General features: G+C 33.6%; 13 protein-coding genes. 10 read left to right on the top strand and 3 right to left on the bottom strand.

Going from position 1 to position 13,263, the window contains the following annotated elements; all coding sequences use genetic code 11:
* Nucleotide 1: 1 nt before the first annotated feature.
* Entirely contained in the window at nucleotides 2–325 is a 324-nt protein-coding gene (locus tag HX049_RS02365) for a YbaB/EbfC family nucleoid-associated protein (RefSeq protein ID WP_286413732.1), read from the bottom strand.
* A gap of 503 nt (nucleotides 326–828) precedes the next feature.
* Here HX049_RS02365 and HX049_RS02360 point away from each other — a divergent pair.
* From HX049_RS02360 to HX049_RS02320, 9 genes are all read left to right on the top strand, one after another.
* A complete protein-coding gene (locus tag HX049_RS02360) occupies nucleotides 829–1,146 on the top strand; it encodes a GNAT family N-acetyltransferase (protein WP_286413730.1) in 318 nt (105 codons plus the stop codon).
* 13 nt (nucleotides 1,147–1,159) lie between these two features.
* Nucleotides 1,160–1,702 carry an NADPH-dependent FMN reductase gene (locus HX049_RS02355; RefSeq protein ID WP_286413728.1) on the top strand — a complete coding sequence of 181 codons (543 nt, stop codon included), beginning with the start codon at nucleotides 1,160–1,162 and terminating at the stop codon, nucleotides 1,700–1,702.
* Between the two features lie 784 nt (nucleotides 1,703–2,486).
* On the top strand, nucleotides 2,487–4,187 hold the full coding sequence (locus tag HX049_RS02350; RefSeq protein WP_286413726.1) for a S41 family peptidase: 1,701 nt from the start codon (nucleotides 2,487–2,489) through the stop codon (nucleotides 4,185–4,187).
* Between the two features lie 102 nt (nucleotides 4,188–4,289).
* Complete coding sequence (locus HX049_RS02345; RefSeq protein ID WP_286413724.1) at nucleotides 4,290–5,753, top strand: S41 family peptidase; 1,464 nt, start codon at nucleotides 4,290–4,292, stop codon at nucleotides 5,751–5,753.
* A gap of 161 nt (nucleotides 5,754–5,914) precedes the next feature.
* Nucleotides 5,915–7,975 (top strand): S9 family peptidase, encoded by a 2,061-nt coding sequence (locus HX049_RS02340; protein ID WP_286413722.1) that lies wholly within the window; start codon nucleotides 5,915–5,917, stop codon nucleotides 7,973–7,975.
* Between the two features lie 81 nt (nucleotides 7,976–8,056).
* On the top strand, nucleotides 8,057–9,088 hold the full coding sequence (locus HX049_RS02335; protein WP_286413720.1) for a PLP-dependent cysteine synthase family protein: 1,032 nt from the start codon (nucleotides 8,057–8,059) through the stop codon (nucleotides 9,086–9,088).
* Nucleotides 9,089–9,225: 137 nt separating this feature from the next.
* The gene (locus HX049_RS02330; RefSeq protein ID WP_286413719.1) at nucleotides 9,226–9,462 is read left to right on the top strand and encodes a type II toxin-antitoxin system Phd/YefM family antitoxin; all 237 of its coding nucleotides are present in this window, start codon (nucleotides 9,226–9,228) and stop codon (nucleotides 9,460–9,462) included.
* 161 nt (nucleotides 9,463–9,623) lie between these two features.
* Nucleotides 9,624–10,031 carry a hypothetical protein gene (locus tag HX049_RS02325; protein ID WP_286413717.1) on the top strand — a complete coding sequence of 136 codons (408 nt, stop codon included), beginning with the start codon at nucleotides 9,624–9,626 and terminating at the stop codon, nucleotides 10,029–10,031.
* Nucleotides 10,032–10,096: 65 nt separating this feature from the next.
* On the top strand, nucleotides 10,097–10,276 hold the full coding sequence (locus HX049_RS02320; RefSeq protein WP_286413715.1) for a type II toxin-antitoxin system Phd/YefM family antitoxin: 180 nt from the start codon (nucleotides 10,097–10,099) through the stop codon (nucleotides 10,274–10,276).
* A gap of 144 nt (nucleotides 10,277–10,420) precedes the next feature.
* Here the strand turns inward: HX049_RS02320 and HX049_RS02315 are convergent, their stop codons facing one another.
* Both HX049_RS02315 and HX049_RS02310 read right to left on the bottom strand, forming a co-directional pair.
* On the bottom strand, nucleotides 10,421–10,573 hold the full coding sequence (locus HX049_RS02315; RefSeq protein ID WP_164071959.1) for a hypothetical protein: 153 nt from the start codon (nucleotides 10,571–10,573) through the stop codon (nucleotides 10,421–10,423).
* A gap of 85 nt (nucleotides 10,574–10,658) precedes the next feature.
* Nucleotides 10,659–12,164, bottom strand: coding sequence for a SulP family inorganic anion transporter (locus tag HX049_RS02310; RefSeq protein WP_286413714.1), 1,506 nt, complete (start codon nucleotides 12,162–12,164; stop codon nucleotides 10,659–10,661).
* 222 nt (nucleotides 12,165–12,386) lie between these two features.
* Between HX049_RS02310 and HX049_RS02305 the strand changes: the two genes are divergently transcribed.
* Complete coding sequence (locus HX049_RS02305; RefSeq protein WP_286413712.1) at nucleotides 12,387–13,262, top strand: ABC transporter ATP-binding protein; 876 nt, start codon at nucleotides 12,387–12,389, stop codon at nucleotides 13,260–13,262.
* Nucleotide 13,263: the final 1 nt, after the last annotated feature.

Genomic DNA, 13,263 nt, shown 5'->3' with positions numbered 1-13,263 from the left:
ATTATTTAAATAGATCTAGTCCAGGGATATTCGGCATTCCATCTTTAGCAGCCGCAGCTAATTCTGCTTCATTGATAGCAGAGGCTTTTTCGATAGCACGGTTCAGTACCATGACTAAGTAATCTTCTAGTTGTTCTTTGTCCTCCATTAGTTCATCACTGATAGATAGAGAACGAATAGTTCTATTAGCAGTCATCGTTACTTTTAGTAACCCATCCTTACTCTGATCATCTACTAATACGGTGTCTAATCTCTTCTTTGTTTCTTCTATCTTAGCTTGGGTCTCTTGTAGTTTACCCATCATGCCCATTAAGTCTCCAAACATGTTATGTACATTTTAGTTAGTGTCGCAAAAATATTAAAATCTTTTTAAGATAAATGATTTTGTTATAGAATAGTTAATAACAACTGAGGGATATTCTATATTATGACAGTGAATAGGGGAACCTACGGCTGTAAAAACGAAGTAGTCAAAAGGATATAAAAAAAGTGACCTAGTTATTTGGGGGTAACTAGGTCACTTAAGAAAAAGAAAGTTTTGTTGTTTTTGTTGTAATATGTGATTTACATATATCGTGCCAAAAAATATAAATACATAAAAAATTATGTTTTTTATTGAGATAAAATGTTTGTTATTATTCATTAAGTAGTTAATTTTTCTTTTAAATAAAGGGGTGGGAGAGATTGAAGTATTTTACTAGCACAGGATGTATCGGTGTGATCTTTATGTAGAAAAGTACAATAAACTTAATCTAGGTCAAGTCTAGTAGACGAGATTTAGTTCTAATTTTGTAATAGAGGATAATTAACCAAGTAAATGTATAGGATATGAAAGAAGAATTTGTAAATTTAGAAGTAAATAAAAATGCTGATACTAACCGTTTTGAATTAACAGTAGATGGTCATACTGCATTTATAGATTATGCTGAAGAAGGTAATATTATTAAACTTATTCATACAGAGAGCCCAGAAGAGCTAGCAGGTAGAGGAGTGGCTACTGCTCTGATCGAAAAGAGTCTGATGTATATAGAAGAGCATAGCTATGAGCTGTACCCATTATGCCCGTTAGTATATGCCTATATTAAGCGCCATCCAGAATGGAAGAGAATAGTATCTAGAGCGTTTCCTGCATACGATAAACTATAACAATAAATAAGCTATGAAAATATTAGGATTTGGAGCAAGTACATCGAGTACTTCTATTAATAAAAAGTTAGTTGAGTATACCGTGCCTTTGTTCCCAGCGGGAGAAGTGGAAGTGATAGATCTGAATGACTATAAAGTACCTCTGTTTTCTGTAGATCAAGAGAAGCAAGGTTTTCCAGAAGGAGCGAAGTTATTCTTAGAAAAGATAAAACAGTCTGATGCTATCATCTGTTCTATGTCTGAACACAACCGCAATTGGACAGCTTGTTTTAAAAATTTGTTTGATTGGTGTTCTAGAATAGAGTTAAAGCTATTCCAAGAGCGACCGATGTTCTTAATGTCTACATCACCAGGAGGATATGGAGGACAGAATTCATTGAATATCGCTAAGACTGTCTTCCCTCAGTTTGGAGGACAAGTAAAGGACAGCTTTGCATTGCCTAAGTATTATGAAAATTTTGATGAGGTGAATGGTATTATAAATAGTGAACTCGCAGCAGAACTAAAAGAGAAAATAGAAAAGTATAGAAGTGAATTAAACGAAGTGGCTTTATAAAGTAAGGTTATATATTTAGTGGATAATATAAAAGGTCAAGGAGATAATCTTTGACCTTTTTTTTACTTTTTAAATTCTTTCTTAGGCAATTTATATACCCAAAAGATTTCTTAGAAGGTACTTTTTTATTTTTCAGCTTAATTTAATGGGGCCTGAACTATTTAATTGAAAAAAGATATCTGTTTTTTTTAAGCCTATTAACGCCTGTTTTTTGTTTAAGTTGTTGTTTATTAATTTGTTATATGTTTTTTGTGTATTATACCTTATTATGTACTATACCTGCTGATTGTAGTATTCGTGGGGCTTAGAGTAAACCTCTTCGACAATTCATGGACAATCCCTCGATATTAGTGGAGTGGAGGACTTGTTTGTCGAAGAATGCTCCTTTTATATATCAACTATTCTCCTAGGATGTGCTGTGAGGAGAAAGGATGGTACAAATAGATGTAAAACCAATAATATTCAGTATAGATATGATCTAGCAGAGTAATCCTTAGCTGTACATAGAGGTTAGAATACGCGTGTCTATTTACTTTTTTATTAGCGTTATAAGTCAATAAAGCACGAGTTCTAATCGCTTTCAAAAAACGAGGTTTATACATACTGTAAAGTGTGGAGTTATTCAGTTATTTTCGAAAAGATCAGAGACGTATGTTTCTGACCTTTTCTCTTTTATAGGTGTTTGATTGACAGTAAATAGCAAAGTTATTTTAGTGTTAATAGCTTAACTGCTCTGTGGCGTTATCAATATATTTAGAACATTAAACATCTAATTAACGATATAATGAAGAAATTTTTTGCACTGTTTACACTATTGATTTGTACTGTTTCTTTTGCTCAGCAAAGAGAGTTGAAAGAGGTTAGTTCTGAAAGTCTAATACATATATGGGGATTAGTCAAGTATAAACATCCTAATGTAAGTAGAGGTGGTTATGATATGGATCAAGAATTCTTAAAAGCATATACTACTCTAGAAACAATAAAGAACGAAGAGGCTTTAAATACTTTCTTAAAGCAATGGATAAAACAGTTCGACTCTTCTAAACACCCTCTAAAAAAGGATGGTATTAAAGTAAGTGAAGATAAATTATTTACAGTTAATGCTAGATTTGAATGGATAGACAGTGATCTCTATGATAAGGAATTAAAGTCTATTTTGACAGACTTAAAAGACAATACTAATTATGGTAAGTATTATCTAACTAATCGTAAAAAATCCTCTATCGTAAAGTTTGATAACGAAGAGGCTTTGGCTGACTTTAGTAATGAGAATGAAAGCCACCGTATGCTGTTTTTATCTTCTTTTTGGAATAGTATCCGTTATGGCAACGTGAATATATATCTAGCAGATACGCCATGGGATGAGGTATTGACTGAGTTCGTTCCGAGGTTTAAGACGACTGAAGGGATAGAATTTGAGTATCTAAAAGATGAGCTTTTCGTAAAGTTAAACGATTCACATAGTGATTATCAAGCAAGTTATTATCTGAACACTAAAGTTAAACGTTTTAGTACCTATGGAACCAAAAATATAAATGACTCCTTAGTGATAACAACTATTTATGACCCTATCGAGGCTAAAGAGAGTAATATAGAGCTAGGAGATGTTATTTTTAGAGTAGAAGGAAAGTCTGTAAAGGACTATAGAGAAAGTACAATAGGAAAATATGTAAGTGTATCTAATCCCAATTATTTAAAAAGATTTGAGAGTTTTTATTTTCCTGCTTTAGGAGATCAAGAATCAATGACAGTAAGTATAAAAAAGAAAAGTGGAGAGATTATAGAAAGAAGTGTTCCTCTATTAAAGGGAGAAGAGTTTAAGAATTTTAAAACAGTAGAGTCACTTTTTAAAGAACAGAAAGCTCCTGAATTAGGTGATGATATAGGATATCTTCATCTAGGTAGAGCGACAAAGAAAAAACTGAAGAATTTCTTTAAGGCTAATAATAGTAAGCAGAACATTATCTTAGATCTACGTGATTATCCTAAGAATATAAGCCCAGAGCTTATTACATCTTACCTATTACCTCATAGGACTACTTTTTTTAAAGCATTAGGTTGGTATGGGCCAGCGTTAGGAGAATGGGATATTAAGAAAGGCATTGCTAAGATTATAGATCCTTTCAAGGCGGGCAATGAGAATAAGGATTATTATAAAGGAACTGTAGTCCTACTTGTGGATCATACTACGCTGAGTGCTGCTGAATATATGGGAATGGGGATTCAGCAGGCACCAAGATGTATCACTGTAGGTAAGCAGACTGGAGGCGCTGTGACTAATCGTGTACGGGTACTTTTAAAAGATGATACTACAATAGACTTCTCAGGTTATGGCGCTTTCTACCCAAATGATAAAGAGTATAATGTTCACCGAAATGGTTTAAAGATAGATTATATAATACCTGAGTCTGCAAATAACTATAATGCGTATGGGATGATACAGTACGCAGTGGACTTAATTAATGAAAAGGGTTTAAGTAAGTAAGACAAACTGCTCAAGAGTAATTTTTAGATTAATTAAAATATTCTTTACATGAGTTTATTTAAGTTGTTATATTTGCTTTTTCATATTTAAATAAATAAAAAGATGGTGAAAATTCGTTATATTATGGTAATAACTTTTTTGTTTTTGCAATTTTTTGCATTTGGGCAGAAAAAAGTAAAAGATTTTACCAAAGAGAATTACTTGGCTGATTTTGATTTTGTAGTAAAGGCAATAAAAGAACAGCATCCTAACCCATTCCGATTTATAACAGAAAAAGAGTTTGATAAAAAGGTAAAGGAATTACGTCATACTTTAGAGCAGAAACCTATCATAGAGAATTTTATCTTATGTAATCCAGTTGCGTTAATACGTGATGCTCATTCAGGTATTGAGATGGATGATATTATTTATGAGGATTATGTTAAGATGAGTCATTTCTTTCCTGTAGCTACTAGTGTATATGATAATAGAGTGTTTGTCAATCAGTACACTTTAGATATCCCAATGGGAGCTGAGATTACCAAAGTAAATAATGTAAGTACTGCTGACTTATTAAATAAGATACCAAATAAGGTAGATGGAGGAGTAGAAGCTAGTTCTAATAAGAACTTCTCTAATTATGCTTCTTTAATGTTTCCAGAAGTTCAGGAGTATACTATCGAGTATAAGGAGACTGTAGAGGCAGCTCCTAAGACGATTATGCTAAAGGCAGTGAACTATAACGATTATGAGTATCATGCTCAGAAGAGTGTGCTACCACTAAGCACTGTTGCCTTCGCTAAAGGGATTTTTGGGTACCCATTAAATGATGATACTTATATTCTGAAAATTACTACATTCAGTGTATCAGAAGCTTATGCATACTATATCTTGAACAACGTATTCCAAGACATCAAAGACAAGAAAATAAAAAAGCTAGTAGTGGATATTCGTGATAATGGAGGAGGTCTATTGTCTAATATTCCTTTGTTTTATTCTTTTATTAGTCCAGAGAAGAGTTTTAAAAATATTTATAAATATGCGACTAGAGTCCCTAAAGTAAATATAAAGGAAAATCTATTAGATGAAAATGGAAAGTTGGCAAATACAGCTGATATCATTAGCCAAGACAACTTTATGAGTCAGCGATTTGATTATAATGAAGAAGATCAGTTCTATTATGGAAACAGTCGTCTAGATGATTCTTATGTAGAGAATTACCCACAGGATAAAAATGCGTTTACAGGTAAAGTGGTTTTGTTAGCGAATAATAATACCGTATCAGCAGCAGCTTATTTTGCACATTTGTTTAAACTGAATAAGCGAGGTGATATCGTAGGTCAGGAGACTAGAAGTTGTAGTGATTTCACAACTGCAGCATGGTTTTTAAGTTATAAATTACCAAATACAGAATCTGTATTATCACTGCCTAGAAGTGAGGTGTTTTTTAATGCGATAGCAAATAAAGATCGCACTTGTAGAGGAGTATTGCCTAATCATACTATTAAAGCAGATGATTTTCAAAAGGGATTACAGCAAGCACAAGATGCAGAGATGAATTTAGCATTAGAACTCTTGAAGAGATAAAGATTAATACAACGATATAGAAAAGCCAAAGATGAGAGTCTTTGGCTTTTTTTGTTTCAATAGGTACAATAAATGGACGAGTAGGTCATTAGTATTCATTTAAACCATGCTAACATTTATTTAAATATTAAAACCTTACTTTTGTGTTTTAACATTTGAAAATGAATAAAGATATACAAGCGCCAATAGCTACAGTGAGACCTCACGAGCTAACAGCACACAATCATACACGTATCGATAACTACTTCTGGTTAAACGATAGAGAAGATCAAGAGGTTATCGATTACCTAAATGCAGAGAATGCTTATTATGAAGCAAAAACTGCACATACTAAGGCTTTACAGACAGATTTGTTTGAAGAGATGAAGAGCAGAATAAAAGAAGACGATAGTTCTGTACCTTATTTCTACAATGGATATTACTACATCACTCGATTTGAGAAAGGAAAAAATTATCCTATATTTTCTCGTAAAAAAGGAAGCTTAGAGGCTGATGAAGAGATCATGTTTGACTGTAATGCGATGGCAGAAGGACATTCTTACTTTCATTTAAGAGGTATCAATGTATCTGAGGATAACCAATGGGTGGCTTATGGGGTAGATACTGTATCTCGTAGAGAATACACACTGCAAGTAAAGAACTTAGTAACAGGAGAGACATCTCCTATCTCGATAGAGAAAACAACAGGTGGTTCTACTTGGGCTGCTGATAATAAGACGTTGTTTTACTCTCGTAAAGATGAGGTAACACTGCGTGCTGATAAAATCTATAAGCACAAATTAGGAACTGCTATCACAGAGGATGTGATGGTGTATTTCGAAGAGGATGATACATTCGATACACATATCTTTAAAGAAAAGTCGCGTAAGTATTTAGTGATAGGAAGCGAGAGTACGCTGACAAGTGAGTACAGAATCTTAGAGTCTAATAATCCCGATGGAGAGTTTAGAGTGTTCCAAGAGAGAGTGCGTGAGGTAGAGTATAATATCTCACACTACGATGGATATTTCTATATCATGACAAATTTAGATGAGGCAGATAACTTTAAACTAATGCGTTGTCCTGAAGATAAAACAGGAGTAGAACATTGGGTGGAGCTTATTCCTCATAGAGAAGAAGTGTTGTTAGAAGGAGTGGATATCTTTAAAGATTACTTAGTTGTATCAGAGCGTTCTAATGGATTGGTTCACTTAAAGATTCAACCATGGGACAATGCTAAAGAGGCGTATTACTTGCCATTTGAGAGTGAAACATATAATGCATATACTGGTACGAACTTAGATTTCGATACAGAGATATTGCGTTATGGATACCAATCTATGAATACGCCTTCTTCTGTAATAGACTTTAACATGCGCACGCGTGAGAAAGAAGTGAAGAAGGAACAAGAGGTATTGGGAACTTTTGACAAGAATAATTATGTAGAAGAACGCATCTGGGCTACTGCAAAAGATGGAGTGAAAATACCAATGTCTATCGTGTACAAAAAAGGCATGAAGAAAGACGGTACTAATCCATTCTTACAATATGCGTATGGATCATACGGATATTCGATGGAGCCTTATTTCTCTACTACACGTCTAAGCTTATTAGATAGAGGATTTATCTATGCGATAGCACATATTCGCGGAGGAGAAGATATGGGACGTCAGTGGTATGAAGATGGTAAGCTATTAGAGAAGTGGAATACATTTGACGATTTTATTGCTTGTTCAGAGCATGTGATTGCTGAAGGATATACTTCTCCAGAACATTTATATGCTGAAGGTGGTTCTGCAGGAGGATTACTAATGGGAGTAGTAGTGAATAAACGACCAGAGTTGTACAATGGAGTGATTGCTCAAGTGCCTTTCGTAGATGTGATGACGACTATGCTGGATGATACAATACCATTAACAACAGGAGAGTATGATGAATGGGGAAATCCGAATGAGAAAGAGTATTATGACTATATGCTGTCTTATTCTCCGATAGATAATGTAGTTGCTCAAGATTATCCGAATATGTACGTATCAACAGGCTTACACGATTCTCAAGTACAATACTGGGAACCTGCTAAGTGGGTAGCTAAGTTACGTGTGATGAAAACGAATGATAAGCAATTGTATTTAGATACGAATATGGAGGCAGGACATGGAGGAGCTTCAGGACGTTTTGAGGCTTTAAAAGAAGTTGCAAAAGAGTTTGCTTTTATGTTCGATTTAGAAGGGATAAAAGAGTAGTCTCTTTGTTTTTTTAGTAAATTTGTTAGATAACAGTGGTAGATGAGATAAAGAACATCTATCCATAGTAAATAAGATATTATGAAAGAAGAAATTCAAGCGTATGATAATGTATTGGCTCTTGTAGGGAAAACGCCAATTGTAAAATTGAGTAAAGCAACAAAAGAGTTAAAAGGGAATTTCTATGGTAAAGTAGAAGCTTTCAGTGCTGGACAATCTGCAAAAGATAGAATAGCAATGCACATTATCGAGGCAGCTGAGAAAAAAGGAATATTAAAGCCGGGTAGTACTATCGTAGAGACTACATCAGGTAATACAGGATTTAGTATTGCGATGGTGAGTGCTATTAAGGGATATAAATGTATCCTATCTGTGAGTGATAAGTCTTCTGCTGATAAGATAGATATGCTACGTGCGATGGGGGCTACAGTATATGTATGTCCAGCTAATGTAGCGGCTGATGATCCTCGTTCATACTATGAGGTAGCGAAGACGGTGCAGAAAGAAACGCCAAACTCTATTTATATCAACCAATATTTTAATGAGTTAAATACAGAAGCACACTATCTATCTACAGGACCTGAGATATGGGAACAGACAGGAGGTAAGATTACACACTTCGTATGTTGTTCTGGTACAGGAGGTACGATATCAGGTACTGCTCGTTTCTTAAAAGAGATGAACCCAAATATTCAAATCTTAGGAGTAGATGCTTATGGTTCTGTATTAAAGAAATATCATGAGACAGGAGAGCTTGACCCTAATGAGATCGCTCCTTATAAAATAGAAGGACTAGGAAAGAACTTAATTCCTACTGCTACAGACTTCTCTGTTATCGATAAGTTTATGAAAGTAACAGATAAAGATGCTGCACAAACAGCACGTGAGTTGGCACGTACGGAAGGATTATTCTTAGGATATACTTCAGGTGCTGTGCTACAAGCTACAAGACAATATGCTGCTGAAGGAGCATTTGACGAGAATAGTGTAGTAGTTATGTTGTTTCCAGACCATGGTTCTCGTTATATGAGTAAAATCTATAGCGATGCTTGGATGGAGCAACAAGGCTTCTTAGATGGAGAACCTAAAAATGAGATTACTTATATTAAGTAATTTAATCTACTAAAATATATAAAAACACCTCTCTTCGGATGAGGTGTTTTTTTGTAAAATATTTATTATTTGATAGTTATGTTTTTTTATGGTATTGTTTTTTGTACATATATTTGTGCAAAATAAAATGTTATAGCATGTTAGTAGCAAGTTTTAGTGAATTTAGAAAAGACATCAAAGCTTATTTTGATAAGGTGTCTACTGACTTTGAAACTTTAATTATCAATAGGGGGAAAAGTGAAGGAATTGTTGTGATATCACTAGAAGAGTATAATTCTTTAATGACGACAAATCACGAGCTTTCTTCAAGAAAAAATGAAATGAGATTAGATGCTGCTATTGAAAAAATGAAGCAAAAAAATAAAAATGAATAGATAGAAATAAATAAAGCATTCCCAATGGAGTGCTTTTTATTTTTGGTAGCTATGGAATTGTTTTTATATCCTTGATAGTATCATATGATACTATCACAAAGTTCAATGTCTATTTATTTTCTGTATCTTAGAGATGTAAATATTCTTTAAATCAGTTTATTATGAGAAAGCCTGTGTTTTTAGTTTTGTTAGTTCTTATTGGGATGAGTTGTAAAACTAAACAAGTATTAGAAAACAAAGTAACTGCTGTAAATGAGATAGAGGCTTTTGAGTATGGATACACACCTGAGAATCCTATAAAAGTAGGAGGGGTAAAGACAAATGAAGGACCTAAAAATCAGAGAGAGTATTTAAATGATCTAACTGATTTAAAAGGAAATGACTTGTCTTTTTATAGAATAGGAAGTTGTTGTCATTTTGAGACTCCCAATGGTTTTATTAATGGAAAAGGACTTTTAGATAAGTATGCAGTATATGTTAAGGGACAACGAGATACAGTAGTATTATATTTAAATATGTATGATGAAGATAAACTCTTGGCTCCAAGAGGATTTAAGTTTAAATTGTAATTTTTTTTATGAATGTTAATTTTTTGGTCTAATACTTGTATTAGTATATTCAAAAGATTAAAAAAATGAATAAAGTAATTAGTTTTAGTGACTTTACAGAGGATGTAACTACTTATGTAGACTATGTAATGGACAGTGGTAATGAGTTAATAGTAAATGAAAACGAACATAAAGGAGTCGTTATTATTCCTATCGAAGAATATAATTCATTAAAAGGTATTGACTGCGAGTTATCAGCAAATTAAAGAGATTAAATAAACAACTTGTAATAAGATATGTTTACAAAAAAACACCTCTAGTAAGGTGTTTTTTTTATAGGGGATAGTATCATTTTATACTATCAATGTCTATAATCTAGAATAGAAAAGGACAACGGATGAGGTAGTCCTTTATTTTTTGTCTTTAGGTAGATTAAATATAATAGCAATTATAAAGAATCCTATTCCTGTAATGGTTGGAGGTAACATATCAGCCTTAAGACCTAAAAAGATTAAATAACCTCCTAGAATAGCAAGTAATACAGATAGTGATATTTTTAGCATAATAATAGTGTTTTTTAAAATTGTAGTGGTTTAAGTTCAAATATAAAGAATTAACTCTGATAATAGACTACTGGATTATATCAATCTAATTGTTTTCTAATAAGTTACTGTTGAAAAGCTTAGAATTGATTAACAATCTTTTGCTTTCGGCCGTGACATTGATAAGTAAGATTTGTTTGTTTTGTTCTTGATATTTATCGATTAATTTTTTCAAAGTTTCTATGGCAGACATATCCACTATTGTGGATTCTTTAAAATTTATGTATACTACAGGAGTGTCTGTAAGAGGAGTAAATTTCTCAATGAAAGAAGTAGTACTCCCAAAGAATAATGGGCCATAAATAGCGTAGACTTTATTGCCGTGAGGGTCAAAAGATTTTCTAGCTCGTATACGTATGGCATTGTCCCAAGCAAATACTAAAGCAGAAACAATTACACCGATTAATACAGCTAAGGCTAAGTTATGTGTGATTACAATAATGATAGTGACTAGAAATAAAACAAAGATATCGGCTTTAGGCATTCTGGTCACTAACTGAAAGGATACCCACTTAAATGTAGTAATCGCGACAATCATCATCACTCCTACTAATGCAGCTAGAGGTATCTGTTCAATGATAGGAGCGCCAACTAATATAATGGCTAAGATGGTAAGCGATCCAATAATAGCAGCTAGTCTACTTCTAGCTCCAGCATCTAAGTTAACTAAAGTCTGTGCTATCATGGCACAACCTCCCATACCTCCAAAGAATCCATTTGTGATATTAGCTATACCTTGGGCAATAGACTCTTTATTACTATTCCCTTTTGTATTGGTGATTTCGTCTACGATACTTAAGGTTAGTAAAGATTCTACTAAACCTACTCCTGCCATAACCAGAGAAAAGGGCAAGATAATCTGTAAAGTCTCTAGTGAAAAAGGGAGTGAAGGAATATGAAAGCTAGGTAAGCTACCACTGATATGAGCGATGTCCATAACTTTTCGAGTGTCTACTTGGAAGAAAAACACAACTGCTGTAGTTACAATTATAGCAACAAGAGTAGCAGGTACTTTCTTAGTGATTTTAGGAAAGATAGTTACAACTAGTATAGTTAATAGCGTTAATCCTATCATTATGTATAGAGCCATTCCGCTAAGCCATGTATTAACTCCGTCTATATCAATTTTAAATTGAGCTATTTGTGCAAAGAATATTACAATAGCTAATCCATTCAAGAACCCATACATGACCGGCTGGGGTATGAATCGTACAAACCTTCCTAACTTAAGTACTCCTACTAATACTTGTATAATACCAGCTAATACTACTGCTGCGAATAAGTACTCTATTCCATACATAGCAATAAGTGATATCATGACAATGATAGTAGCACCAGCTCCTCCTGAGACCATACCAGGTCTTCCTCCAAAAACAGCTGTTATAATCCCCATAAGAAAGGCAGCGTATAATCCTGTTAATGGATGTAAGCCAGCTAGTATGGCAAAAGAAAGTGATTCTGGAATCATAGTCATAGCTACGGTTAGACCGGCTAGTATTTCACTTTGAATTCTGATGTTTTGATTTTGTAAACCAAATAAGCGTTGTAACATTTAATAGGCGTTTAGAAGGTGTAAAAGTAAGGTATAAATGATAAAGTTATATTTATTGAAACAATAGAAATTATGTTTTAATGTCAATGAAGGTGCGATATGCTTAGTATTATGTATCATTGTAAATAATAGATAAAAATCTACTTGTTAAAAAAAGATTAAAAAATAATGTAACATAATTACACTTTTTGCTACTTATGAAATAGAACCAAAAATGTGATTATGAAATTAGTTATTAAAAACTTGAACAAGACCTATAAAAATGGGGTTAAAGCAATAGATAATTTAGACTTAGAGATAGGAGCAGGGATGTTCGGTCTGTTAGGACCTAACGGAGCTGGTAAGTCATCTCTGATGCGTACCATCGCTACTCTTCAAAAACCAGATAGTGGAACAATTCACTTCGGTGATATCAATATATTAGAACAACAAAGTGAGTTCAGAAAACTGTTGGGGTACTTACCACAAGATTTTGGTGTATATCCTAATATGTCTGCAGTAGATCTATTAGATTATTTCGCTCGATTAAAAGGGATATCAAAAGCAGCTGAAAGAAAGGAAATAGTAACGAAAGTATTAGAAGTAACGAATCTTTACGAGGTTCGTCGTAAAAGTGTGAGTGGATATTCAGGTGGTATGAAACAACGCTTTGGGATTGCTCAGTTGTTATTAAACGATCCAAAGTTAATCATAGTAGACGAACCTACAGCTGGACTAGACCCTGCCGAGAGACATCGCTTCTTAAATGTACTTAGAGAGATCGGTAATAATAATACGGTGATATTTTCGACTCATATCGTAGATGATGTAAATGAACTATGTCATGAGATGGCTATTCTAAATGGAGGAAATCTATTAGAAAGAAGTACACCTAAGCAAGCTGAACAGAAATTGGAAGGTAAGATATGGACTAGAGAAACTACACGTGAGGTGGCAGAAGAACTTAATAAGGATCTTATGATACTGTCTGGAAAATATAATCAAGATAATAAGCTAAACATTAGAGTGTATTCAGAGGATTCGCTTACAGAAGCAGGTTTTGTATCAGTACAGCCAACTTTAGAAGATGTTTATTTTGTGGCACTTAAAAACGGATAAA

The organism is Myroides odoratimimus (genome assembly GCF_030326305.1).
In the GTDB taxonomy this organism is placed as follows: domain Bacteria; phylum Bacteroidota; class Bacteroidia; order Flavobacteriales; family Flavobacteriaceae; genus Flavobacterium; species Flavobacterium odoratimimum_A.
Note: the sequence above shows the minus strand (reverse complement) of the source record. Positions and strands in the feature narration are given on the sequence as shown.

Coding starts and splice junctions, on each gene's coding strand:
- HX049_RS02355 (WP_286413728.1), top strand. CDS start 1,160: ATGAAAATATTAGGATTTGGAGCAAGTACATCGAGTACTTCTATTAAT.
- HX049_RS02305 (WP_286413712.1), top strand. CDS start 12,387: ATGAAATTAGTTATTAAAAACTTGAACAAGACCTATAAAAATGGGGTT.
- HX049_RS02330 (WP_286413719.1), top strand. CDS start 9,226: ATGTTAGTAGCAAGTTTTAGTGAATTTAGAAAAGACATCAAAGCTTAT.
- HX049_RS02360 (WP_286413730.1), top strand. CDS start 829: ATGAAAGAAGAATTTGTAAATTTAGAAGTAAATAAAAATGCTGATACT.
- HX049_RS02310 (WP_286413714.1), bottom strand. CDS start 12,164: ATGTTACAACGCTTATTTGGTTTACAAAATCAAAACATCAGAATTCAA.
- HX049_RS02320 (WP_286413715.1), top strand. CDS start 10,097: ATGAATAAAGTAATTAGTTTTAGTGACTTTACAGAGGATGTAACTACT.
- HX049_RS02365 (WP_286413732.1), bottom strand. CDS start 325: ATGTTTGGAGACTTAATGGGCATGATGGGTAAACTACAAGAGACCCAA.
- HX049_RS02345 (WP_286413724.1), top strand. CDS start 4,290: ATGGTGAAAATTCGTTATATTATGGTAATAACTTTTTTGTTTTTGCAA.
- HX049_RS02335 (WP_286413720.1), top strand. CDS start 8,057: ATGAAAGAAGAAATTCAAGCGTATGATAATGTATTGGCTCTTGTAGGG.
- HX049_RS02315 (WP_164071959.1), bottom strand. CDS start 10,573: ATGCTAAAAATATCACTATCTGTATTACTTGCTATTCTAGGAGGTTAT.
- HX049_RS02340 (WP_286413722.1), top strand. CDS start 5,915: ATGAATAAAGATATACAAGCGCCAATAGCTACAGTGAGACCTCACGAG.
- HX049_RS02325 (WP_286413717.1), top strand. CDS start 9,624: ATGAGAAAGCCTGTGTTTTTAGTTTTGTTAGTTCTTATTGGGATGAGT.
- HX049_RS02350 (WP_286413726.1), top strand. CDS start 2,487: ATGAAGAAATTTTTTGCACTGTTTACACTATTGATTTGTACTGTTTCT.